The sequence below is a fragment of the Brevibacterium sp. SMBL_HHYL_HB1 genome, from assembly GCF_018208375.1.
Classification (GTDB): Bacteria; Actinomycetota; Actinomycetes; order Actinomycetales; family Brevibacteriaceae; genus Brevibacterium; species Brevibacterium intestinavium.
The window spans coordinates 3,238,990-3,263,239 of sequence record NZ_CP062936.1 but is presented as its reverse complement, the minus strand read 5'-3'; the positions used below and the strand labels follow the sequence as shown (position 1 = coordinate 3,263,239).

Sequence of the window (24,250 nt, the reverse complement as noted above, 5' to 3'; positions counted from 1 at the left end):
CACTCAGCAAGAGAAAGTGACCCGCAATGAATCAGCAGACATCCCCCTCGAGCGATGCCGCCTTCCTCACCGATTTCCACTTCGTCGCCACGATCGGTGCGACCGAGAACAACGGCGTCGACCGGCAGGCACTGACGCCTGAGGACAAACAGACACGCGATTGGATGCGGCAGTGGGCGGCCGACAACGGCTTCGAGATCCGCGTCGACGCCATCGGGAACATGTTCGCCTGCCTCGAGTTCGTCCCCGGCGCCCCCTACGTCCTCATCGGTTCCCACCTCGACTCCCAACCGCTCGGGGGCCGCTTCGACGGCGCCTACGGTGTCATCGCCGCCCTCTTCGCCGCCCTGCGTGTGAAGGAAGACGTCGCCGAATCCGGACTGATCCCTCGCTTCAACCTCGCCGCTGTCAACTGGTTCAATGAGGAGGGCGGTCGCTTCGCTCCGTCGATCATGGGCAGCTCCGTCTACGCCGGACTCTTCGACCTCGACGAGATGCTCGCCGTCACCGACCTCGAGGGCACCTCCGTGGCCGAGGCGCTCGAGGCGATCGGCTATGACGGCACCGATACCCCGCCCGAGGCGATCACGTATGCGGAGATCCACATCGAACAGGGCCGCATCCTCGAACGCGAAGCCACCGACATCGGCATCGTCGAATCCAGCTGGTATACGCAGAAGCTCGACATCGACGTCCTCGGGGAACAGTCCCACACCGGCGCCACGGCCATGGCCGATCGTCACGATGCCCTCGTCGCTGCCGCGAAGGTCGTCCTGGCCGTTGCCGAGGTGGTGAATGAGTTCGACGAGGAGGCGCTCGTGTCCTCGGTCGGTCAGCACGTCGTCGAACCCAACTCGCCGATCGTCGTGCCTCGCCGCGTCCACATGGTCGCCGACCTGCGTTCTTCGGATCCGACCATCGTCCAAGTGGCCCGTGACGTGCTGCGCAGACAGATCGCTGAGATCGCCCGTGACCACGACATCACCATCGAGGTCGAGGACTTCGACATCCGCGATAAACGCCATTTCCCCGCCGAGGGAGTCGAACTCGCCGAGAAGGCCGTGGCCAACGAAGGGCTGAGCATCCGCCGACTCGAAACGATGGCCGGTCATGATTCGGTGGCGGTCAATCACCGTGTGCCCGCTGTGATGATGTTCGTCCCCAGCGTCGACGGGGTCTCCCACTGCGAACGCGAGTTCACCACCGACGAAGACATGCTCCGCGGCGTCCGTGTACTCACCTCGGTGGCCGGCGAGCTCGTCAGCGGCCAGCTCAGCGAGGTCCGCGACGGCGAGGTCTGGGCCGGGCGCTCCGTCGCCGAGGCGCGCACGAGCGATAGCCTGTGAGGGGCACCGCTTCCGCGCTCGACCGTCGAACTCACACCGAGGTGAAACCCATGAGCTCAGCCACCGATCTCTGGTCACTGTCCGCCACCGAGGCGCTGGCGCGGTTCCGCACCAAAGAGCTCTCCCCGGTCGAATACCTCGAAGCTCTCATCGGCCGCATCACCGCCGAGGACGAGCGCATCAACGCCGTCACCGAGGTCGTCGAGGAGGCGGTCACCTCGGCGGGGGAGGCCGAGCGCTTCTATGCCAGCGCCGCCGTCGACGACCTCGCCGAGGCGGCCGTGACCAGGCCGCTGCTCGGCCTGCCCGTGATCGCCAAGGAGAAGCACGCGATCGCCGGGCGCAGCCTCACCCAGGGGCTCATCCACGAACGCGAGACCATGGCCGGCTCGGACGCGGCGATCATCGCCCGCATCCGCGAGGCCGGCGGGTTCGTGCACGCCAGGGCCACCTCGCCGGAATTCAGCTGCGCAACCATCACGCACTCGCCGATGTGGGGCGTGACCCGCAATCCCTGGAATCTCGAACTCTCCCCGGGCGGATCGTCGGGAGGGTCGGCCGCCGCGCTCGCCGCCGGGTTCGCGCCCCTGGCCACGGCCTCGGACATCGCCGGTTCGACGAGGCTGCCGGCCGCCTTCACCGGAACCGTCGGGTTCAAGGCGCCGTACGGCCGGGTCCCCGGGGCGCAGCCGTTGGCCGCGGACTGGTACCGCGGGGACGGGCCGATGGCCAGGACCGTCGCCGATGCCGCCCTGCTCGCCGGGGTCATGGTCGGGCTCCACCCGAGCGATCACGCCACCATCAACTCGACTGGTTTCCTCGACGGGTTCGACCCCACCTCGACCGAGGCGGCCGACCGGCTTCGCGGACGTCGGGTGGGGCTGTGCCTGCGGTTGGGGGACTTCCCGGTCGGGGAGGACATCCTCGCCAATACCCGCACGGTCGCCTCGGCGCTCGAATCCGCCGGCGCGATCGTCGAGGAGATCGAACTGCCGTGGACGGCCGAGCGGATCTTCGAGACCGCGTTCACCCACTTCGGCCACCTGCTGGCCCCGGCGATGCGGGAGGCCACCGGCGGCCACGAGGACACCCTGGCCGACTACACGCTGCAGTTCATGGACGAAGCCGAGGCGGTCGCCGGCCGCCGTTCCCTCTATGACGGACTCGCCATGGAGGCACAGATCCAGGCGGAGCTCGCGGCCGCGATGGACGGGTTCGACGTTCTGCTGGCCCCCACCTCGGCGGTGGCGGGGCTGGAGGCTGACGCCAGCTACCTCGATGGGATCACGATCGACGCAGGCGGAATCGGCAGGGACGGTTCGGACGGCGATGTGGGAGGGCTGCGACTCGACCACTACTGGCAGGCGCATATGACGATGCCGTTCAACATCTGCAACCGGGTGCCGATCGTCAACGTGCCCTCAGGGCTCGCCGACTGCGGGATCCCCGCCGGCGTGCAGGTCATCGGGCACCCCTTTGATGACCGCAGTGCCTTCGAGGTCGCGGCCGCGATCGAGCAGCTGCAGCCATGGCAGAGGCTCGCGCCGATGTAGGCAATGAATGTGTCTGGGGCACGATCGTTCCGAAGTACGAGAGGCAGAAGGACTCACAATGATGTCTGATCCATACGCCACGAGTCCGCACGGTTCGGGTGGCAATCCTACTGGCAGCTCCGGCGGAAACCCCGCCAGGAAGGACGGAGCGAGCACCAATCCTGCAAAGGTCGCTTTTGCCAGTTTCATCGGTACCACGGTCGAATGGTACGACTACTTTCTCTTCGGCACTGCTGCCGTACTCGTGCTCAACGAGCAGTTCTTCCCCTCCCTCGACCCGCTGGCCGGTCAGTTGGCTTCCCTGAGTACCTTCGCTGTCGCCTTCGTTGCCCGTCCCCTCGGCGGACTGATCTTCGGTCACTTCGGTGACAAGCTCAGTCGCAAGTCGATGCTCGTGCTGTCCCTGCTCATGATGGGTGTGGCCACCTTCGCGATCGGCCTCCTGCCTGGTTACGACACTATCGGCGTGGCCGCACCTATCTTGCTCGTATTATTGCGTGTGGCGCAGGGCTTTGGCGTCGGCGGTGAGTGGGGCGGTGCCGTGCTCATGGCCGTCGAACATGCTCCTCCGCATAAGAAAGCGTTCTACGGCAGCTGGCCACAATCCGGTGTGCCTGCCGGATCGGTGCTCTCGAGCCTCGTGTTCTTCCTCGTTCAGCTCATGCCGAATGACCAGTTCATGTCCTGGGGTTGGCGGATTCCTTTCCTCATCTCCGCAGTCCTCGTGCTCATAGGCTTGTTCATTCGTCTGCGACTGACTGAATCGCCCGAACTTGCCGAGGTGAAGGAGAAGGAAAGAGTCGCGAGCCTTCCGGCTTTCGAGATGTTGCGCACCTCGAAGAAGTCGCTGCTCATCGGCATCTTCTGTCTCGTCGGTTCGAACACGCTGTTCTACATTGCCAGTGTATATCTGCTCTCCTACGCCCCCGCTGCCACCAGCCTCGACCGTGGTCAGGTGCTGCTGGCCATTGCTATCGGCGCGGCTTTAGCCTTGATCCACCGATGCGGGTAGCTGTTCAAAGCCGCGTGTGAAATGGAAATGCCCCTCCTGAACTGGGAAAATGATGATGTCTAACGTCAACATTCCCGTTCAAGAAAGGGGCACCTCTCAGGTGCTATTCAATCACACACCCACGGCAGCGTCCTACTCCTTCAACGACACGAACCTCGTCAGTCCTACCGGCCTGGTCCCGATCATGCGTCTGGCCCACCAGGCAGGCCTGCTCGACCTCGCCGAGCAGCGTTTGACCGTGACGACGACCGGAGCCGATAAGGGCGCGAACCCGGGCGCGAAACTGTCCACCCTGATCGCGGGCATGGCCGCCGGCGCCGATTCGATCGATGATATGAACATCCTGCGCCACGGCGGCATGAACAGACTCTTCGACCGTGTCTACGCCCCATCGACTTTGGGATCGTTTCTGCGCTCGTTCTCCTTCGGCCACGTCAGACAGCTCGATGCCATCAGCGCCCGTCTTCTGACCGGCTTCGACCAGCACATACGCCTGCTGGCCACCAGTCCGACAACACCGCAGTCGTCAATGGTCTTCGTTGACGTCGACGACACCGTCATCGACGTCCATTCCGCAAGGAAACAAGGAGCCGGATTCGGGTATCAAGGCAGTCGGGGACTCAACGCGCTCTTGGCGACTGCATCGACAAGCACCTCCAGTCAGGTCATCGTCGGTCAGCGTCTCCGGAAGGGCTCTACCTCATCAGCTCGGGGTGCCGACAAGTTCGTCTCTGACGCCCTGGCCACCACTCGACGCATCAATTCCGGTCAGGCCCCGGTGCTGGTGCGTGCTGATTCCGCCTACTACTCGTCGACAATGACCAAAGCCGCCCGCGGTGCTGGGGCCGAGGTGTCGGTGACGGTGCGTATGGACAAGAAGGTCAAAACAGCGATCTCCACCATCGACGATGATGCGTGGACCGGCATCCAGTACCCGGAAGCGATCTTCGACGAAGAGACCAAAACGTGGATCAGCAAGGCTGAAGTCGCTGAAGTCGCCTTTACCGCGTTCACGTCGAAGAAGAAGGCTCTGCAGGTGCCAGGCCGGTTGATCGTGCGACGAGTCCCCGAGCTCAACGAGAAGAAGCGGTCTGCCGGGCAGGACCCGTTATTCGACTTGTACCGATACCACGCCTTCTTCACCACCCTCGATCAGGAGCGCTTCGACACTGTTCTGGCGGACCAGATCCACCGGAAGCACGCAATCATCGAGCAGATCAATGCGGAATTGAAAAACGGTGCACTGGCGCATATGCCCTCAGGGGCCTTCGATGCCAACGCAGCGTGGGTGACGATCGCGGCGATGACTCATAACCTACTGCGGGCAGCTGCTGGGCTCATGGGTGGCCGAATGAGCAAGGCGCGTGCACAAACACTGAGGACGCGTATCATCCTCGTCCCGGCCCGGATTGCCCACCGAGCGAGGAGATTGATCCTGAATCTGCCCAGAGACTGGCCATGGGCCGAGGAATTCGCTCGTTTGTGGCAGGCCGCGTTGAGCCCTCCCCAACGTGCGTTGACATGACCGATCAGCCCGAGCGGGCGTGAAGACCGGGGCCCGGGGAGGAGGCCTACGGGAACTGAAAAGTGGAATCAGACTGGTGAGAGACCGGGACGATGTTCCCTGCCCATTTGTCGACATTTTGCGGGAACCGGATTCACACCACGGCTCCCATACCGATCGGTGGATCAAGGTTTAGACGTTATCGCCATCCCTTTGGTCGCAATCTTCGCGGACCGTCACGGAAAGCGCACTATGATGCTGATCGGCAGTCTCGTTACTGCGCTGGCGGCTTTGCCGATCTTCTGGGCGATTAACACCGGCACCTTCCTCGGCGCGGTGCTCGCGATGATCATCGCCTTCCCGGTTGCCCACTCAGTCGTCTACGCGACCTCCTCGGGCTTCATCTCAGGACTCTTCGACCCTCAGGTGCGCTATACCGGCGCCTCGATCTCCTACCAGGTAGGCGGGCTCATTTCCTCGGGCCCGGCACCGATGATCTCCGTCCTGCTTTACACGACTTACCAGTCGTGGGTGCCCGTCGCGCTCTATCTCGTCGCGGCTAATCTGTTGGCAGGTGTCTTCGTCTTCTTTGACGATAAGAACTCGAACAGTTTCCACAATGCAGGGGTAGGCAAGTGATGGAAGAGATCATCGCCGAAGTGGAGAGCGCAGGAACGCGCTTCAACGCTGTTACAGCAGTGACCGACGGGCGAGCCAAGGAATTGGCACGACAGTCTGCCGAGCGGCTGGCGGGAGGAGAGCCGAGGCGCCAACTCGAAGGAATGCCGTTCGCAGTTAAGGATGTCATCGATCTTGCCGGATACCCCACGACGATGGGTTCGGCTGTTCGCAGCGATTCTGCGGTGACCACCTCGGCACTGGTTGTGTCTAGGTTAGAAGACGCCGGGGCGATTCCGGTGGCGAAGACGAACTGCCAGGAATACTCGTACGGAATCCTCGGTGATGAATCCGCTTTCGGGCGCGTGATCAATCCGATCGATCCAGATCTGTGCACTGCCGGGTCGAGTTCGGGATCGGCAGCGATGGTGGCCGCCGACGCGGTGCCTTTGGCCCTCGGTACGGACACTGCCGGATCTGTTCGTGTACCGGCCGCTTGCCAGGGGGTCCTCGGTTTCAAACCCAGTTTCGGCGCCGTGCCAGTGGAAGGAGTGTTTCCCCTTTCTCCAGCTTTTGACACCGTCGGTTTATTTGCCGCCGATCTCGGCCTCCTATCCGTCGCCTTCGATGTGATCGCGGGAACCGAGTCGCAAACAGAACATATAGGAGGTGCCGCCGAGAGCGGAAAGACCATCGACCTCAGTCTTCTCGGCGCGTCTGCGGATAGAGACGTGCAGGACCAAGTGACGGACCGGGTAGCCGCGGTCCCGAATCTTGCGGTCACCTCGACGAATGGGCCTGCCCTGCTCGAACTCGTCGACGAATGCGCGCCGATCTACGATTTCGTCCGCCGCTACGAGGCATTTGAAATCCATCGTGAGCTGATCGCCGGCGGCACCGATGATTACCAACCAGGTGTACGGGCGAAGATTCTTTTCGGACAGAATCTCACCGGGGAGGAATACCGGGAGAATCTGGACGCCTTGGCCCGCCTGCGGACACGGGCGGTGAAGGTCTTCGACAGCGCTGACTTCTTGCTGACTCCAGCCATTGACGGCCCCGTCATCCGGTGGGAGGACATCGTGACCGATTCGGCCGCGAAATTCATGTATTATTCGATGCCGTTCAACGTGCTTGGTTGGCCTGCGTTGACTATTCCTGTAGCGGGCGGCATCGAATCGCAGGAGCTGCCGGAGTCAGTGCAGTTGGTCGGTCCTCCAGGTAGCGATCGCGCACTGCTCTCTTTCGCCGCGCAACTCTGTAGGAAATGAGGCATACTCGCCACTGTGCGGCTGAGTGGGGCTCGGCGGCCCCGAACCTGGTGATCCTTGCTACCGTAGCGGGCCCCGGGCGTGCAGCGATACCGCACACCGTCTGAGCGGTGACGCAGCACTGCCCGGACGAACCGCTCTGGTCGAGCTCCGCTGAGCTCAGAGCCGCCAGCAGCTGTCGAGCGGAGCCTTGCCGGCGAAGGTGCGATCGGTGAAGGCTTCGACCCGGGGCAGCGAGACGACGTAACCGCCGACGTGTGTGGGGCCGAGATTGTCCTCGAAGGCCACACGATTGCCGGCCGCGCACCACGTCGAGGCCAGGTCCCTGCCCTGTTCGAACGGGACGACGTCATCGAGTCGGCTGTGGTTGACGAGGACGGGGACGTCGGGGATCGAGGACTTGCCCAGCAGCTGCTTGTCGATGATCGGCCGGAACTCTTCGTCGACGAGGTCTTGGAACGAGCTGCCGTCCTTCGTCAGGGTCGTCGTGTCTGTGAAGGCGTGGTCCACAAGGGCCTCGATCGTGCACTGGTTCGAAGCGCTCTTGACAGCGTCGAGCCCTTTCTCGTTGAGGTGGTCGGAGAGCTCAATGCCGCTCTGCTGCGCGAAGGCGTCGATGCCGTACAGCAGGAAGGCCGTGTACACGCTCGAGAGCTTGGAGACGGTGTCGTAGAGATCCGCGGGCACGGCTCCCGCCGAGGCGGAGGCGATGTTGAGCTCCGGCGCCCATTCCTCGGCGAGCTCCATGGCCGAGGCGGTGGCTTGGCCGCCCTGCGAATAGCCACGCAGCTGGAGCTTCGTGTCATCGTCGATGTCGCTTCCCTCGACGTTCTTGACGGCCTTGGCCGCGTCGAGCACGGAGCGTCCCTCTTCGACGCGATTGAGGTAGTGGTGGGTGCCTTCGGTGCCGAGGCCCATATAGTCGACGACGACCACCGGGTGCTTCGCCGCCAGAGCGGAGCTGACGGAGATGCCTTCGTACTCGGTGCCCATGCTCATCTGACGGCTGGGAGCGCACTTGTCGGCAGTGCCCTGGGTCCCCGGTGAGAGGACGACCGCGTCCTTCGCGGTCCCGGAGGCGCCTTCGGGTGTGAGCAGGGTGGCAGTGGCGGCACGTGCATTGCCCTGCTCGTCGGTGGTCTTGTACATGAACGCCGTAGTCTTCGCGTTGTGCTCGATGAGTTTGACCGGGTCGAGGTAGAACGTCGACGGCGACTGCTTGACCACTGCGCCGTCCTCATCCGGCAGCTGGTCCGGAGTTTGGTAGAAGTCCTCGGGGACATCGTTCGAAGGCAGGTCCTCCAGGGCCGCGGCGTATTCGATGTCGGCGGTGGTGATCTCATCGGACTTGTCGACGGCGGTCTGCGCTTCTTCGGCGCTGATGCCCTCGGGCACATTGCTCCGATTCAGCGAGCTGGAGTCCTCAGCCTGTCGGTCTTCGACGAGGTCTTCGGCCTCGGTTTCTGTCTGTGGCACGAGATCGGTCGCCTGAGCCGGGGTCGCTGTCGGGCCGAGGACGAGTGCCAGGGAGGTCAGTGTGGCGGCGCCGAGGGCACCGGCCGGGGCGAGGCGGGGCCGGAAGGGACGGGTGCTTCGGCTCGTGGGCGTGTCTGTGGATGTGCGCATAGGCGAATGTCCTGTTCTGTCGTGGATCTCTGCGATGAGGTCGTGGGTCTCGGCGTTGAGAGCGCGCTGACAGCGGTGGTGTCGCGGACCGCGTTGACGGGGATGTCGTCATCGAGGTCACCCGTGGTGCAGTGCCCGTGTGGTGACGGGCATCACAGAGCCTACTCGATAGTAGAACTGATTGGTAACATCGCGGTCCCTCCGTAGTGGCGCAATGAGTATCGGCGCTCTGGACCGATTTCCTCGACGGAAACCGCTCCAGAGCGCCGATGGCGAACTTATTGAGCCGGTGGCTGTCTTGCTGAGCTGTTACCTGGCTTGGTTCGAAGCGCCTGTCTTTCTTCGAGGCAATGGGGGCAGTGGAAGCAGATCAAGCCGTACTGGGTGTCAGGCGCGGGTAACTGAGGATTTTGCGGGAAACTATTGTTGGTTTCTGCGCGAAAAGCCAACAATAATTTCCCGCGAAATCCTGCGCCGCGACCGTCAGCGCACGGTCGGGTATGCGGACGAGGGCGGCTTCACGCGAGTTGCGAGCGAAGCACTTCGGCGATGACGAGCAGTGCGCCGAAGAGTGAAGCTGCGACTGCAAGGCGATAGAGGAGTCGGCTGTCGGCACGGCGGATGACGAAGTTCGACATCCACAGGCCGATGATCATGAAAGGCAGCAGAGCCGCCGCCGCGATGATGTGGGTGCTCGTCACTTCGCCGCCGATCGCGAGGCCGGTCAGGGAGAGGAGGCTTCCGAGGGTGAAATATGCGCTCATCGTCGAGCGCATCGACGAAGGGTCGAGTGTGCGGAGGACCAGACTGATCGGTGGTCCGCCGATGCTCGTCGCGGTTCCGAAGATCCCCGATACCGACGAGGCGAAGAACATGTTGCGGTTCGTGGCGCGAGGCGACCAGCCCACCAGGCTGAAGGCTGCGCCGCCGATGACCGTGATTGCGAGCATCAAAGACAGTCCTGCACTCGGCAGCAGCACTACGGCTGCGGTTCCGATGGCGATTCCGGGTACTCGCCCGAGGGCTCCCCACCCGACGAGCTTCCAGTCCACGTCCTGTCGTTCGCGCACGAAGGCAGTCAGCGAGGTCAGTACGGCCAGGAACAGCAGGGCCGTCGGCAACAGGTCGGGACGCAGAAGAGCGAGGACCGGTGCGGTGATCATTCCGAGCCCGAAGCCGATGGATCCTTGAAGGCAGGCCGACGCCAATACGACGATCCCAATGATGAGAAACTGAACGGTCTCCATCGGGCTCCTCTGCTGCGGGGTCTGTGGGGAACTGTGTGCTTGGCTGTTGCTTGGCTGTGCGGCGGCGGCTCATCGAGTCGCGCTCCGCGAATTGCGCAATGTGAACTGCCATCATATGCGCAGAATGCACGAAAAAGCATCATCTCGAGAAAATACTTGCGCAGAACACGCATGGATGGGCTAGTGTTTACGTAGATTGCGCACGCGCTGGTGTGGCTTCGTTGCTGCAGCTCTCGTCGGGCAATCGTGTTTCAGACAATCACCTACACACGGGAGTGCAGCCATGGCCGCCGACGTCCATAGCGTGAAAAGGGACTCTGCATCTTCGATGCCCGATCAGAACCCCCTGCCACGAGGCCTGGGACTGGTGACCTCGGTCGGGCCCGGGCTCGTGTTGGCCATGTCGTTCCTGGGCACCGGCGACCTCGTCAGCTCCTCTGTGTCCGGCGCCTCGTACGGTTACGCGCTTCTGTGGACTCTGATCCTCTCGCTCGTGGCCAGAACGTTCATCATCTCCTCGATTGCGAAGTACACGCTGATGAACAGGCACGGCGACTCGCAGATACTCGACGGCTTCGCTCGCCTGTCACCGGTCCTGCCAGGCGTCATGGCCGCAGTCGTCCTCGTTGCCGGATTCATCACCCAGGCAACCTTCCTCCTCGCGGCGGCCGTCGGGTTGCACGAACTCACCGGAGGACAGTGGGGAGGTGCCTGGGGGCGCTTCATCTGCGCGATCGCTATCGTGGCGCTGACGCTGTCACTCGTCATGCTGCGGAAGCAGTTCGTTGTGCTCGAGTACTTCGCGCGTTTCGCTTCGGTCGCGATGATCATCGCCTTCGTCTACGCGCTCATCAAGATCGGGACCTTCGACATCGCCGGCTTCGTCCAAGGTATGGCTTTTGAGATCCCTGAGGAACAGAACACCTCAGCGTTCGCTCCCATCGTCATCGCCTCGGCGACGATCGGCACGATCGCCGGAAACATGCCCAATCTCCTCTATTCGGGCTTCATGCGCGACAAGGGATGGGTCGGCCCGAAGTACCGGAAGATCCAGCAGTTCGATCTCATCGCAGGAATGGCTCCGCTGCTCATCATTAACTTGCTGTTCTGGGTCGTCGCAGCCGAGTTCAGCTCCGCGCACCCCGGCTTCTCCATCGCGGATGAGTTCGATCTGTCCCATATGCTGTCTGTCGCGGTCGGTCCGATCGGGCCCTCGCTGCTGTGGATGTGCATATTCTTCGCTGCGATGACGAGCTTCCCGCCGCAGTCGCGCGGATTCGCGCAACTGGCTATCAACGGCATCAATCACTCGGTGCCGACAATGCGGAAATTCCTCGGCCGCGATGAGAAGAACCCCGCATTCCGGTGGATCCAGGCGATCGTCTTCATCATCCTGCCGCTGGCTTCGACGATTCCGGGCGCACCCGATCTCGTTTCGCTCAATATTGTCGGCACCGCGATCTCGACCGTGCTCAGCCTGCCGATCATCGTTGTCTGCATTCTGCTGCTGACCTCGCGGAAGAAGCACATGCACACTTATGCAGTGAACCGGAAATGGCAGACGGTTCTGCTCGTCGTGCTCGGAGTCATCGCCATCGTCGTCGGAGTGCAGATCGCGATGCAGATTCCCTCAATGTTCCAAACAGCATTCGGCTGAGCTGATGCGCTCGGCGAAGCGCTGCTGCCGGGCAGCGAGACGGAATGTCCCGCCGAGGCTGACCTCAGTGCCGTCCCTTGATCCCATGCTCACCGGTGAAGGAGAAAACCATGAACCTGCTGTCCCAGCCCTCGCTCGAGCACATTCCTGCTCCGCCTGCGGATGGTCGACTCCGCTTCTTCGAAGATCTGGGGGCTGCTGCCGCAGTGATTCCGACGGACCGGCGATCGAACCATGCTCCCTCGATACTGTCATTGGGCGACGGCGGCCTGCTGACCGCCTGGTTCGGTGGCAGCGATGAAGGCAATCGGGATATCGATATCCTCGTCTCTCGATTCGACGCGAACACCGGAACGTGGTCGACCTCGGAGAGTGTCACGAATGATGAGATCAGGTCTGACCAGAACCCGGGGCTCTTCGAAGCCTTCGACGGTTCGGTCTGGCTCGTCTACACGTCCCAGCTGTCGCGCCAGTCCGGTGTGCATGAGACCTTCAACCTTCAGCACACGTCGGTGGTCAAGGTGATCCGGTCCACGGACGGTGGGGTCAGCTGGTCGGAGCCGGAGATGCTCTTCGACCGCGAGGGAACCTTCTGCCGCCAACCCATCCAGGTCCTCAGCGACGGAAAATGGACCCACACGCAGTGGCTGTGCTTCGACGACGATTCGAAGAACGGCTCGGACCAGCCTGTCGTGCAGATCTCCGAAGACCGAGGAGCCACCTGGCGGCAGATTGAATTTCCGTCCGCGGCGGGACGGGTTCACCCGAACATCGTCGAGCTCGACCCCGGCCGCCTGGTCAGCCTCTTCCGCTCACGTTTCGCCGACTGGGTCTATCTCAGCAGGTCCGAGGACGGTGGAGAGACCTGGTCGGTGCCCGAAGCCACCGAGGTGCCGAACAACAATGCTGGGCTCAGTGCCTTCCGTCTGCCCTCGGGCATGCTTGCTCTCGTATCGAACGAACACCAAGTCGTACAGGGGCCCGGCGAGGTGATCTGGCCGTACGAGCGGATGCGGCTCGTCATCGCCGTGTCGAACGACGAGGGACGCACTTGGCCGGTCCGGCGAGTGATCGAGCCTGGGGACGGGTTCTGCGGTGAGGGCAATCTGCGCAGCAACCGTCGGCAGGAGTACCCCCACGGCATCGTCGACGCAGATGGACTCATCCACGTTGTCTACGCCTACAGCTCACGACGCGCCATCCGCCATATCGTCTTCGAGGAGGCATGGATCTCCGGGGTCGAGGACCAGGTTCACACCGACTGCAAACTCTGGGGCTGACGCCTCAGTCAGTGGTTCGGAAGATCAGTGTCCCCGGGGTGCGATCGGTTCCGGGGCATTGCCCAGTGAGTCGACCTGGACCACGTTGATACCACGGTCGGAGAAGGGCTTGGTCTGTGCCTGCTCGGCGGAATCGTCGGTGACAAGAGTCCAACCACTGCCGAGATCCGCCCAGGCGTGGAAGGGTCTCTGACCCAGCTTTGCGGCGTGGGCGAGGACATAGACGTGTGTCGCTCGACGGCTCATCAGCTCTTTGAGCCGGACCTGCTCCGGCAGTGCCTCGCACACGCCGTCCTCGGCGGTGACCGCATCGGCGCCGAGGAACGCGAAGTCGAACGTGAACTTCTCCAGCCCCGCCTCGGTGATCGGGCCGATGAATCCCTGGCTCAGCGGTCTGTACCGTCCGCCGAGAAGAGTGAACTCCACTTCGTCGAGATCGGCCATCTGCTGCAGCGAGGTCAGTCCGGAGGAGACGACGGACAGTGGGGCGGTTTCGCGCAGTGCCCGCGCGACCTGTGCGGTGGTCGAGCCGGCATCGAGCAGCACATGCGAGCCGGCGGGGACCTGACGAGCACACCAGGCGCCGATGGCGCGTTTGATCTCGGGGGCTTCGTGCGATCGTTCGGCCAGAGTGGTCTCGGAATCCTTGGGAACGGCGATGACACCGCCGTACGTCCGTGCCAATTCACCGGAGTCGGTCAGCTTGGCCAGATCCCGACGAATCGTCGACGCGGTGACCCCCAGCAGTTCGGACAGCCTTTCGACGCTCATCTCGCCCTGAGTCCTGACCAGCTGAAGGATCTCCTCGCGACGTTCGCCTGCGTTCATCTCTCTCCTGATGGATTGTCGTTGATCGCCACTGTATCGCGGAATCCCATGCCTCAGCCGCCCTCCTCGGAGCGAGGCTCAGACGACAGCGAGAGCCGCGGCCTGGCGCATGGCTTCGCTCATGCTCTCGGTAGCGACCTTGCCCGTGCCGGCGATGTCGAACGCCGTGCCGTGATCGACCGATGTGCGGATGACGGGCAGTCCAACGGTGATGTTGACTCCGGCATCGATGCCGAGAACCTTGATGGGGCCGTGCCCTTGGTCGTGGTACATCGCGACGATGAGATCGTAGTCTCCGCGGCCGGCGAGGAAGAAGGCAGTATCGGCTGGCAGCGGCCCGACGGCGTCGATGCCGGCATCTTGGAGCCTGGTGATTGCGGGAGTGATCTTCTCCGCTTCTTCGCCGTAGCCGAAGAGGCCGTTCTCACCAGCGTGCGGGTTGATCGCGCAGACGCCGATATGAGGCTGTTCCAGTCCGGCTCGGACGAGGGCATCATGGCCGCGGCGGACAGTGCGTTCGACCAGTCCGGGTTCGATCTTCGCGACGGCATCGATGAGCCCGATGTGGGTGGTTACATGAATGACCCGCAGTTTCGGGGAGGAGAGCATCATCGAGACCTCCTCGGTCCCGGTCAGCGAGGCGAGCATCTCTGTGTGCCCGGGGAATCTGTGGCCGGCTGCGTGCAGTGCCTCCTTATTCAGTGGGGCGGTGCAGATCGCCTGCACCTGGCCGGACATTGCGAGGTCCGCGGCGCGTTCGATGTACCGGAACGCGGCATCGCCGGCGATGGACGAGAGCTCACCCCAGGGCAGGTCACGCGGCAGCAGTGCCAGGTCGATGACATTGATGACACCAGCGCCCTGCTCTGCCTGTCCGGGCTCCTCGATTCGGCGGATCTCGACGGTGGTGCCGAGCACTTCGGCGGCCGTTTCTAGCCTGGCGGCATCGCCGATGATGACAGGTTCGGCAACGGCGAGGACCGAGGGGTCGAGGCAGGCAGCGATGCAGATCTCGGGCCCGACTCCGGCTCCGTCACCCATGGTCACGGCGACTGTGGGAAGTGCGTTCATTGACTCTCCTTCGTGATTCGCGACGGTGGCCGCAGGGATGGTGTTGTGTTCATCGGCGGTCAGAGCCGCGTGGATGAGTGTCAGGGAATCGGGTCCGCCCTGACCTCCTGGTCGCGTGACGACCGTGGTCAGTTCGATGGTGTTCGAAGCATCGGCCGAGGCGGCTGCGACCGTGGACAGCACAGCTCCCGGGTGGATCTCGTCGACGGTCTCGAGTCCGTGCACATCGAGGCGGTCGAGGACGGCCCGGGCTGTCTCCCCACCGGCGGCGGCCAGGGCGACGGGGCCGGATCCGTCCAAAGCATGGGCGGTGAGCTCGGCGAGGAGAGCCGGCAGCTGTCGCGGGTCGACCGCTGATCCTGTATCCGTGAGCCGAACGACGAGGTCGGATGCCTTCAGGAGATCTCGTAATTGGGCTGCGGTCGCCAGCATCCGCTGTCGGTCTCCGGCCCAGGACGCAACCTCGACCGCCGGAAGGTCGAGTACCCGGTTGTTCGTCCTGGCGAGCAGATGGGCGATCTGAGCATCAATTCGGTCCGCCGCCGTGCCGAGGAGGGTGAGCACGCGGCCGACGGGTGGACGCTCGGTTGGAACGAGCCCTGTTCGTTCGGCTCGGTCCGCTCGCCCGCGGCTACGGAGGACTGCCCTTCGGACGGCGATCGCTCTGGCCAGGGCGGAGGTGCCGACGAGGACTGCAGACGTCGCCTCGGCGAGAGCGACGAGGCGGTCCAAATCTTCCATCGTCTCTGCATCGGCAGTGAAGAGACGCTGGGTGCGCACATCATCTATGACCGTGCGCAGCGGCTCGGTGGTGCGCACTTCAGTCAGCGAGAGATGTCGTGCGGGTGCCGGGCACAGATCCTCAAGCGTCTCGGGAGCCGACCCGTGCTCCAGCTCCCACGCTCGGGTCTGGCTGAGCCGAATGCCGTTGTCGAAAGGAGCTCCGTCGACGATCGTACGGTTCTGCTGGGGGAGGGCGGGTGCGAAGATCACGGGCCCGCTCGTGCTCTCGAGCGTCGCGGACAGCGCGGCTCGGATGTTGCCTCGCAGCAAGGAGTCGACCTTGACGAGAGTGATGGCATCCTCTTGTGTGGACAACGTGGTGATGGCTTCCACGGTCCGTGCCCGAGCCTCTTCCGACGGCAGATATCGGCAGTCGAGATCGACGACGAGGTCATGTGGGTGCGTATCGTTCGCCTCGGAGAGTGCGGCGGACGAAAGGACGATCGGCACGCGGCCGTCGAGTGTGGCGGCGACCTCGGCGGCTCCGCTGAGGTCGTCGGCGATCACCAGGACACCGGATTCGCCTTCAGACATGGCACTCCTTTGCGTCCGGTTGGGCAGAACATGTCTACAGTGACATGCGTGCGCGAAATGCGCAAGTTGTTGCACGATGCACGCAGAGGTGAGAAGATTCGAGCACAGATGCACAGCGTTCGCTCGATGAGGAGAACCTCTTGACCACAGACTCGACCATCCCACTCGACGGTGTCTCCGTCCCCCTGTCTCGGCTGGTGCTGGGAACGATGACTTTCGGCGACACGGTGTCCGAAGCCTCGGCTCACGAGGTCTTCGAGGCGGCCATTGCGTCGGGAATCACCGGGATCGACACCGCCAACGGCTATGCGAAGTCGACCACCGAGAGCCTGATCTCGCCGCTGGTGAAGAAATATCGCGACCGCATAGTGCTGGCCACGAAGGCCGGGATGCCCCATGCGGACGCCGGTGAGAACTCTCCTCTGTCCGCGGCCGGTCTCCGGGCAAGTGTCGAAGGTTCCCTGCGCAGACTCGACGTCGAAACGATCGACCTGTTCTACCTGCACCAGCCCGATCGTGCCGCTTCTCTCGACGAGACTCTCGAGACCATCGCCGCACTTCGTGCTGAGGGCAAGATCACCAACCTCGGCCTCTCGAACTACGCTGCATGGCAGGCGGTCGACGTCCTTGCCGCGGCCGAGCGCGCGGGGGCTCCGCGCCCGGTCGTCGCGCAGAATGTCTACAGCATTCTGGCCCGACGGATCGAGGACGAATGGCTTGAATGCGGCGCGAGCCACGGCATCGCGACGATGGCCTACAACCCGCTGGCGGGAGGGCTGCTCGCCCGCCGCCCCTCGACCGACGGAACAGGGGACCGCTTCTCCGGATCCGTCCTCGCTGAGATGTACTCTCAGCGCTATCTCTCCGATTCCGTCCTCACCTCGGTGGAAGCGCTCGCCGCAGTCGCAGACGAGACAGGGATCCCGCAGGCCGAACTCGCCCTGCGCTGGGTGGCCGGGGCCTCCGGGATCGATTCTCTGCTCCTCGGCGCCAGCCGTGTGGAACAGCTCAAGACTAATATCACCGCCATCGCCAAGGGGCCTCTGCCGACCGACGTGCTCACCGCAGTCGACGACGCAACGTCCGCAGTGCGCGGTTCGCAGCCGAAGTACAACCGCTGATCCGCAGACCAGCACCTGAGAAGGGACAAGCATGACATCCATCCGAGGCATTCTCGCGGCCACTGCCACCCCGTTCGATGATGAGGAACGCATCGTCGAAGCGGCTCTGCGTGGGCATGTGCGCCGTCAACTCGAGGCCGGTGTGCACGGCATCTTCGCGCTCGGCACCAATGGTGAGTTCTACGCCCAGTCACCGACGGAACGCGCCGAAGCCGCCCGCATCGTCGTCGACGAGGTGGCCGGCCAGGTCCCGGTCGTCATTGGTGCCGGAGCCGCGACGACCCGTGAGACCATCGCCATTGCCCAGGACGCCGCCGAGGCGGGTGCCGATGCTCTGTCGATCATCACCCCATACTTCGCCGCGGCATCGCAGAAGGAGATCGAGAACCACTTCCGCGCAACTGCCGAGTCGGTCGATATTCCCGTCATCGTCTACAACATCCCGGCCCGCACCGGAAACTCCGTGGCGCCGGCGACGCTTGAGAAGCTCGCAGCCGTGGACAACATCACGGCGGTCAAGGACTCGAGCGGAAACTTCGACACGATCCTTCAGTACCTCGAACGCACCGATCGTGCGACCTTCGATGTGATCTCGGGAAACGATTCGCTCATCCTCTGGACGCTACTGGCCGGAGGGGCAGGCGGCATCAGCGGGATTGCGAACATCTACCCGAAGACGATGGCGTCGATCTATGATCTGTTCCTCGCCGGAGACATGGATGCCGCACGCGCTGCTCAGGAAAGCATCCGTCCGATCCGCAACTGCCTGGCACTGGGCAATCCGAACACAGTCGTCAAGGCTGCTGCCAACGAGCGAGGATTCGGACTCGGCCCGGCCCGTGCCCCGTTCAATGCGCTTTCCGGCGAGGCGAAGTCGACGATCGAGGCCACTGTCGCTGCCGACCTCGAACGTGGACTGAGCTGAGCTCCAGTGGCGATTGGAATCGCCACACTGCTGTCAAGGCCCGTTGGGACGGTCGCGACCGTCCCAACGGGCCTTATCGGTGGTTGCGGAGGTTGTGATCGCCCGAACGACGTTTGCGGAGGTTGTGATCGCCCGAACGACGATCGGCGTATGGCCCGTCACGAGCCTGATACTCGCTCGTCGGATATGGGTACCTGCCGGTCGACACACATGCCGAACGCGGTCTCACAGGGCTCGAGCGCATCGTCTGGATGAAGGCTGTGACGCGGATGCGTTGTCACCGTCGGTCCGAACGCGACATCGGGAATCGGCTCCGCAGCACGACCCGGATTGAACTATCGCATCGCCGAGGACCACTGTCGTGGAGAAACCCGCCCCAGTGAACTCAACGAACGGGGAAGCGAGGCTCCTCGCCGCCCAGCACGCGGACGACGTCCTCGACAGCCCACGTGCCCATGTTCGCGTTCGCGATGTCGGAGTACGCACCGATGTGCGGGGTGGCGATGAGGTTGGGCGCGCCCAGCAGCGGATCGTCGGCAGGCGGGGGCTCCGTGGCGAAGGCATCGAGCGCGGCGAAGGCCAGATGACCGCTGTGCAGGGCCTCGGCCAATGCCGTCTCGTCGACGAGACCGCCGCGAGCGGCGTTGATCAGACCCGCACCTGCTGGCATCGATGCGATGTGCTCGGAGGTGATGAGGGGCTCCTCGCCTCCGGGGAGGTGCAGGGTGAGGAATTCGGAGCCGGCGACCACCTCGGCGAGGGGAAGAGGAGTCACCCCCGCCTCGGCGATGGCCTCATCCGGGACGAAGGGATCGAAAGCGGCAATGCGCAGACCGAAGCCGGCCGCTCGTTTGGCGACTTCCCGCCCGATGCGGCCGAAGCCGAGGATGCCCAGCTGCTTCCCGCTGAGCTGGGTTCCGAAGAAGACTCCCCATTCGCCGGATCGCAGTGAGTCCTCCGCAGCCCGGATCCTCCGAGCCCCCATGAGAAGCAGGCCGAGGGTGAGGTCGGCGACGGACTCCGCGTTGGCGCCAGGGGTGTTGACGACCGTGACCCCGGCGTCCGCGGCGGCAGCGAGATCGATGTTGTCGACTCCCGCTCCGTGCTTGGCGACGATCTTGAGGTCGGGGCAGGCTGCGAAGACCTCGGCATCGATGCAATCGAGACCGACGAGGATCGCCTCGGCGTCGGAGATCGCCTCGATGAGGTCAGCCCCGGTCTTGGGATGGTTCTCGGTTCGATCGATGATTTCGAGGCCCAGCTGCGCAGAACGCGCAATCGGTTCCTGCGAAAATCTGCCGAAAGACGGGGTGAGGACGGTGAGGCGCATCAGGCTCCTATCTCGATTCCGAAGGTTTCGAACACGCTGTAGATGCCCAGGAGGCCGATGGCCAATGAGGAGAAGACGAGCATCACCGTGAAGAAGTGGTTGGTCTTGAAATCGGCTGGCACCTCACGAGAACGTAGGTGCCAGACCGCGATGACCACGGCGACGAGGAAGACGCCGCTGGCGACGCCGCCGATCTGGACCATGATCACCGGGGACTGGATGATGAGGTAGCTGAGCGCCCAGATGATCGGGAAGACCACGGTGAGCACTTTGATGATCCGGTTGCGTGTTGTCGTGTTCTCCCAATCGAAGATACCGAGGACGGACACCGTGTTCGTCCAGAGTCTGGGCACGCTCGCGGTCGAGGCGATGAAGGTCGAGAAGAGAACGGCGAAGGCGCCGATGAGGAAGATCCAATGGCCGGCTTCTCCCATCGTCGAGGAGTACATCGACGACAGGGTGGTGATCATGTCGTTGCCCTCGGGGATGAGGTTCTGCGGGTGGAGGATGGCCGCACCGATGACATAGAAGGACATCGTGCACACGGTCGAGACGATCCAGGACACGAGGACATCGGTGCGCATCACGGAGATCCACCCGTGGGCCCGACGCGCGCGCTCTGCACTGCCGTCGTTGGGGCCGGTGTAACGGGCGTAGCCCTTCTCCATGCACCAGTAGGTGTAGGTCGTCATCTCATCGGCGCCGACTCCGGTGATGCCGAACATTGCGACCGCGAAGCCGATCGTTCCCGCGGGCATGGCGAAGCTCAATCCGCCGATGACGTCCGCCGAAGTGTAGGCGAAGTCGGTGAAGGGCAGGGACAGGGCGAGGCCGACGGTCGAGACGGTGAAGATGATGACCGCGCCGACGGAGAACTTCTCGACGATGCTGTACTTGTTCGTGACGAGCAGGGCGATGACGACCGCAAGCGAGACCACTGTCCAGAAGACCAGCGACGGGGTGGAGAGCGGCTCACCGAAGACCGGCACCATGATGCTCAGGGCGGCGACTGCACCACCGATGATGCCGCCTCGTTGGAGGACTTTGGCGAAGTCCATGAGGATCCACAGCAGATTGATCCAACCGGCACGACCGATGAGTCGCGGACCGACGTGACCGTATCCTTCGAGCGCGGGCTTTCCGGACAGGATCGTCCACTGCGCGAGCTCGAGCTGAACCCAGACCTTGACGGCGGTAGAGATGATGACGAGCCACAGCAGGACGAAACCGGCCTTGGCTCCGAGTGCGGTTGTCGTAATGAGTTCTCCGGAGCCGATGACGGCCGCAGAGATGACGAGCCCGGGGCCCAGGTACTTGAGTTTGCCCGCGAATGTTGTGGGTGGCTCGAGCACATCCTTGGGATCGAGATGGTATGGATCGACGTCTGCTGCCGCAGTGGGGTCGTCCCGGTCGATGTTCTGCACGGTCATACTCGGCTTCCTTGCACGAAAAGGGATCAATTCGGTTGTGGCGCCGGTGCCGGGAAGCGTCGCACGTTGACGTGTCCGGTCAGCTCAGCTCATGCAAGTGTGCCATTGAGTGCGTGATGTGCGCAACGAAAATGCATGTAATGCGCAAAATATGCGAGAGATTTCTTGAGTGTGTGCTTGTTGTGCGCCGTGGGGATGGGGTGAGTGGAAGGTTGCTGAACTCGTTACTATTGCCGCACACGTACTGGCGTTCGCCGGCCGGGATTGAGTTCCTCGAGGAGCCAGGAGGGGTCCAGAGCCTCGCTGTGCTCGCGGGCCACTGGGGAGCCAGGACGGGCCCAGAGCCTCGCCGTGCTCGCGGGCCGCTGAGGATTTTGCGGGAACCTATTGTTGGTTTCTGCGCCTTGGGTTCAAGGGTTCGTTGCAACACCCCTCGAAATGGGGGAAGTAGCAATGAGAGGTCGCAATCAGCCACCGACTAAACCCACGAAGTTCGCGGTCGAATTCTGGGACCAGATCCGAGCCGGCCGCGATATCGAAGAAGCCGCCAAGGCCCTGGGCGCGTCGATAACGACGTGTCGTAATTGGTTCCGCCATCGTGGAGGTGTGAAACCACCACACAGCTACGGACGCTCTCGTCGCTACCTCACGTTCGATGAACGCGAGGACATCGCGATGTACCGAGTCCAGGGCCTCGGCGTGCGGGATATCGCCAGGCGTCTCAACAGAGACCCCGCGACGATCAGTCGTGAGCTGCGTCGCGCGCCTCGTAACCCTCAGGACGTACGACCCAGCCGGCCCTCGTATTTGGCCAGTGTCTGCCAGTCTGATGCCGACCGGAAACGCACTCGTCACCGACCCGGGAAGCTCGCGACGAACCTTGCCCTGCGCCGAGAGGTCCAGGCACGATTGAAGCTCAAGCACAGTCCCGAGCAGATCGCTCACCGACTGCGCGAGGACTACCCGAATACTCCGGAGATGTGGGTGTCGCACGAAACGATCTATCAGGCCCTGTACGTCCAGGGACGCGGCGGACTCAAACGTGAGTTGGTCACGCATCTGCGGACCGGTCGCAGGTTGCGCAAGCCGCATCGTAGGACCGACGAACGGCGAGGGCGGATCCCGAACATGGTCAATATTTCCCAGCGCCCCAAGTCCGTAGAAGACAGGGCTGTTCCTGGCAACTGGGAGGGTGATCTCATCCTCGGCTCGACAGCGTCAGGATCAGCGATTGGGACGCTGGTCGAGCGCACCACGAGGTTCACGATGTTGTTGCATCTGCCAGGCAAACACGGGGCCGAGGACGTCGCTGACGCCATGATCGCCAAGATCGCCGAGTTGCCCGAAGCGTTGAAGCGGTCACTGACATGGGATCAGGGACACGAGATGTGCGACCACGAAGAGATCAGCAAGGTCACTGGTCTTGATATCTACTTCTGTGATCCTCACAGTCCGTGGCAGCGGGGTACGAATGAGAACACGAACGGTCTGCTGCGCCAGTACTTCCCGAAGGGGTCGGACCTCAGTCAGTGGGGGCCGGGTTATCTGGACATGGTCGCGGCTGAACTCAACAGCAGGCCGCGTAAGACCTTAAGCTGGGCGACGCCGGCCGAGGCCCTGGATAAGCTGTTGTCTGAACACGATCAATCACCGGGTGTTGCAACGACCGCTTGAAACCGCCCGCGAAAAACCAACAATAGTTTCCCGCGAAATCCTGCGCCGCGACCGTTAGCCCACGGTCGGCAGCACTGCCTCGGCGAGGTCGAGGACAATCTCCAGGGCGGCGTCCTGGTGGTCGAGCCGGTGGGCGAGGTAGAGCCTGGTCGTCTCGTTCGGGGCGTTGAGCGGAACGGCGGAGATCCGCGAGTCGTAGCCGGCCGCGACCGAGTCGAAGGTGATCGTCACGCCCATTCCGGCTGCCACAAGCGCGGAGATCGACTGGGAGTCCGGAGCCTCCTGGATCACGCGCGGATTGAATCCGGCGTCGAGGCACAGCCGCACGGCGGTCTCGCGCAGATTCGAGTTCGGCCGAGCCGGCAGGAGGATGAATGACTCGTCGACGAGTTCCTCGACATTCACCGACGTCCGGCCGGACAGTCGGTGCGAACTGGGCATGGCGACGCAGGGGCGCTCGATCGCGACGGGGCGTCCGTCGATGAGCGGTGGGCGCTGGTGCCAGCGGACGAGAGCGAGGTCGAGGCTGCCGTCCATGATCCTCTCCAGGCCCTCGTCGGCGTAGACCGTCGACTCGAGCTGGAAGACGATTCCCGGGTTGCGCTCGTGGGAGGCTGTGACGAGGGCCGCGGCGAGGTCGCGGGATGAGGGGTGGGCGTAGCCGAAGCGCACGTGCCCGGCCTGGCCGCTGGAGGAGCGGTGGACGGCTTCGACAGCGGCCTGCTGGGTGGCGAGCATGTGCTTGGCCGGTTCGAGCAGGGCGTTGCCCGCCGGTGAGAGGCTGACCGAACGGGTGGTGCGCTGAAACAGTGAGGTTCCGAGTTCGGCTTCGAGAGCGCGGATCGTGCGACTCAGGGGCGGCTGGGCCATGCCGAGGCGTTCGGCGGCGCGACCGAAGTGGAGTTCCTCGGCCACGGCGACGAAGGCGCGGATCTGCTGCAGCTCCATGGTTGCTCTCCCGGATTCGTCTCAATGGGTCGGCTTGTGTGTCTGGGCCGTGAGCTCATGTTCGCAAGCCGGGGTGTCTGAAACAGATTATTGCACATAATGTAAACAATAACTGGAGAGTTTTACCGAAAAAGAATTTATCGCAGTCCGGGACTCGTGAATGGGGAGCCGATCGCGACCGAAGACCTCTCCCACCTTATCCCGCTCGTGGTCGGGTGCGGGATTCGAGAAGCACGAGATCGTCGTGCCGCCTCGGTGCGGATCGAGTGTGCGCCGCAGCGGACGGGCACCGCCTCGGCGTGGATCAAGTGTGCGCGCCCAAACGGACGCGCGCCAGGTTCGTCCGAAATCTCGGACAGAACTTGATTCCAGCCACTTTCGGATTCTCTCCCAGCAGACAGAATGGATGGTGTAGTCAGAGCCGACAGCGCGGAGGCGGCCATCCCTCGGCGCGACGGCGAAGCGGCAGCCAAGCATCCGCCTCGTCGGACA

The 24,250-nt window shown here is 63.4% G+C and carries 18 protein-coding genes; 11 read left to right on the top strand and 7 right to left on the bottom strand.

Annotated elements, in window-relative coordinates; translation table 11 throughout:
• The first annotated feature begins 26 nt into the window (after nucleotides 1-26).
• The 6 genes from IG171_RS14975 to IG171_RS14950 all read left to right on the top strand — a co-directional run bounded on the left by IG171_RS14975 (nucleotide 27) and on the right by IG171_RS14950 (nucleotide 7,304).
• A complete protein-coding gene (locus IG171_RS14975; protein WP_212128165.1) occupies nucleotides 27-1,346 on the top strand; it encodes a M20 family metallo-hydrolase in 1,320 nt (439 codons plus the stop codon).
• 50 nt (nucleotides 1,347-1,396) lie between these two features.
• Nucleotides 1,397-2,899: an amidase gene (locus IG171_RS14970; RefSeq protein ID WP_212128164.1), complete on the top strand. Its 1,503-nt coding sequence runs from the start codon at nucleotides 1,397-1,399 to the stop codon at nucleotides 2,897-2,899.
• A gap of 7 nt (nucleotides 2,900-2,906) precedes the next feature.
• Nucleotides 2,907-3,911 (top strand): MFS transporter, encoded by a 1,005-nt coding sequence (locus IG171_RS14965; protein ID WP_249203731.1) that lies wholly within the window; start codon nucleotides 2,907-2,909, stop codon nucleotides 3,909-3,911.
• Nucleotides 3,912-4,011: 100 nt separating this feature from the next.
• Complete coding sequence (locus IG171_RS14960) at nucleotides 4,012-5,436, top strand: IS1380 family transposase (RefSeq protein WP_135542801.1); 1,425 nt, start codon at nucleotides 4,012-4,014, stop codon at nucleotides 5,434-5,436.
• A gap of 231 nt (nucleotides 5,437-5,667) precedes the next feature.
• Nucleotides 5,668-6,054: a hypothetical protein gene (locus IG171_RS14955; RefSeq protein WP_249203730.1), complete on the top strand. Its 387-nt coding sequence runs from the start codon at nucleotides 5,668-5,670 to the stop codon at nucleotides 6,052-6,054.
• Complete coding sequence (locus IG171_RS14950) at nucleotides 6,054-7,304, top strand: amidase (protein WP_212128162.1); 1,251 nt, start codon at nucleotides 6,054-6,056, stop codon at nucleotides 7,302-7,304. The genes IG171_RS14955 and IG171_RS14950 overlap by 1 nt, the downstream gene beginning before the upstream one ends.
• A gap of 159 nt (nucleotides 7,305-7,463) precedes the next feature.
• On the opposite strand, the gene IG171_RS14945 is transcribed toward IG171_RS14950, so the two are convergent.
• On the bottom strand, nucleotides 7,464-8,930 hold the full coding sequence (locus IG171_RS14945; protein WP_212128161.1) for a lipase family protein: 1,467 nt from the start codon (nucleotides 8,928-8,930) through the stop codon (nucleotides 7,464-7,466).
• Between the two features lie 518 nt (nucleotides 8,931-9,448).
• The gene (locus tag IG171_RS14940) at nucleotides 9,449-10,177 is read right to left on the bottom strand and encodes a sulfite exporter TauE/SafE family protein (RefSeq protein WP_212128160.1); all 729 of its coding nucleotides are present in this window, start codon (nucleotides 10,175-10,177) and stop codon (nucleotides 9,449-9,451) included.
• Between the two features lie 328 nt (nucleotides 10,178-10,505).
• Between IG171_RS14940 and IG171_RS14935 the strand changes: the two genes are divergently transcribed.
• Together IG171_RS14935 and IG171_RS14930 are read left to right on the top strand one after the other, a co-directional pair.
• The gene (locus tag IG171_RS14935) at nucleotides 10,506-11,834 is read left to right on the top strand and encodes an Nramp family divalent metal transporter (protein WP_212128159.1); all 1,329 of its coding nucleotides are present in this window, start codon (nucleotides 10,506-10,508) and stop codon (nucleotides 11,832-11,834) included.
• Between the two features lie 110 nt (nucleotides 11,835-11,944).
• Complete coding sequence (locus tag IG171_RS14930; RefSeq protein ID WP_212128158.1) at nucleotides 11,945-13,114, top strand: sialidase family protein; 1,170 nt, start codon at nucleotides 11,945-11,947, stop codon at nucleotides 13,112-13,114.
• A gap of 24 nt (nucleotides 13,115-13,138) precedes the next feature.
• On the opposite strand, the gene IG171_RS14925 is transcribed toward IG171_RS14930, so the two are convergent.
• Both IG171_RS14925 and pdxA read right to left on the bottom strand, forming a co-directional pair.
• Nucleotides 13,139-13,942 (bottom strand): DeoR/GlpR family DNA-binding transcription regulator, encoded by an 804-nt coding sequence (locus IG171_RS14925; RefSeq protein WP_212128157.1) that lies wholly within the window; start codon nucleotides 13,940-13,942, stop codon nucleotides 13,139-13,141.
• 78 nt (nucleotides 13,943-14,020) lie between these two features.
• Nucleotides 14,021-16,330 (bottom strand): 4-hydroxythreonine-4-phosphate dehydrogenase PdxA, encoded by a 2,310-nt coding sequence (gene pdxA / locus IG171_RS14920; protein WP_212128156.1) that lies wholly within the window; start codon nucleotides 16,328-16,330, stop codon nucleotides 14,021-14,023.
• Between the two features lie 140 nt (nucleotides 16,331-16,470).
• Here pdxA and IG171_RS14915 point away from each other — a divergent pair, with 140 nt between their 5' ends.
• Both IG171_RS14915 and IG171_RS14910 read left to right on the top strand, forming a co-directional pair.
• Entirely contained in the window at nucleotides 16,471-17,451 is a 981-nt protein-coding gene (locus tag IG171_RS14915) for an aldo/keto reductase (RefSeq protein WP_249203729.1), read from the top strand.
• 31 nt (nucleotides 17,452-17,482) lie between these two features.
• On the top strand, nucleotides 17,483-18,376 hold the full coding sequence (locus IG171_RS14910) for a dihydrodipicolinate synthase family protein (protein ID WP_212128155.1): 894 nt from the start codon (nucleotides 17,483-17,485) through the stop codon (nucleotides 18,374-18,376).
• Nucleotides 18,377-18,761: 385 nt separating this feature from the next.
• Here IG171_RS14910 and IG171_RS14905 read toward each other — a convergent pair whose 3' ends face one another.
• Together IG171_RS14905 and IG171_RS14900 are read right to left on the bottom strand one after the other, a co-directional pair.
• Nucleotides 18,762-19,706, bottom strand: a complete 945-nt coding sequence (locus tag IG171_RS14905) for a phosphoglycerate dehydrogenase (protein ID WP_212128154.1) — start codon at nucleotides 19,704-19,706, stop codon at nucleotides 18,762-18,764.
• Nucleotides 19,706-21,136 (bottom strand): Nramp family divalent metal transporter, encoded by a 1,431-nt coding sequence (locus IG171_RS14900; RefSeq protein WP_212128153.1) that lies wholly within the window; start codon nucleotides 21,134-21,136, stop codon nucleotides 19,706-19,708. The genes IG171_RS14905 and IG171_RS14900 overlap by 1 nt, the downstream gene beginning before the upstream one ends.
• Nucleotides 21,137-21,574: 438 nt before the next feature.
• Between IG171_RS14900 and IG171_RS14895 the strand changes: the two genes are divergently transcribed.
• Nucleotides 21,575-22,810 carry an IS30 family transposase gene (locus IG171_RS14895; protein WP_212128152.1) on the top strand — a complete coding sequence of 412 codons (1,236 nt, stop codon included), beginning with the start codon at nucleotides 21,575-21,577 and terminating at the stop codon, nucleotides 22,808-22,810.
• Nucleotides 22,811-22,864: 54 nt separating this feature from the next.
• Here the strand turns inward: IG171_RS14895 and IG171_RS14890 are convergent, their stop codons facing one another.
• Nucleotides 22,865-23,758, bottom strand: a complete 894-nt coding sequence (locus IG171_RS14890; protein ID WP_212128151.1) for a LysR substrate-binding domain-containing protein — start codon at nucleotides 23,756-23,758, stop codon at nucleotides 22,865-22,867.
• Nucleotides 23,759-24,250: the final 492 nt, after the last annotated feature.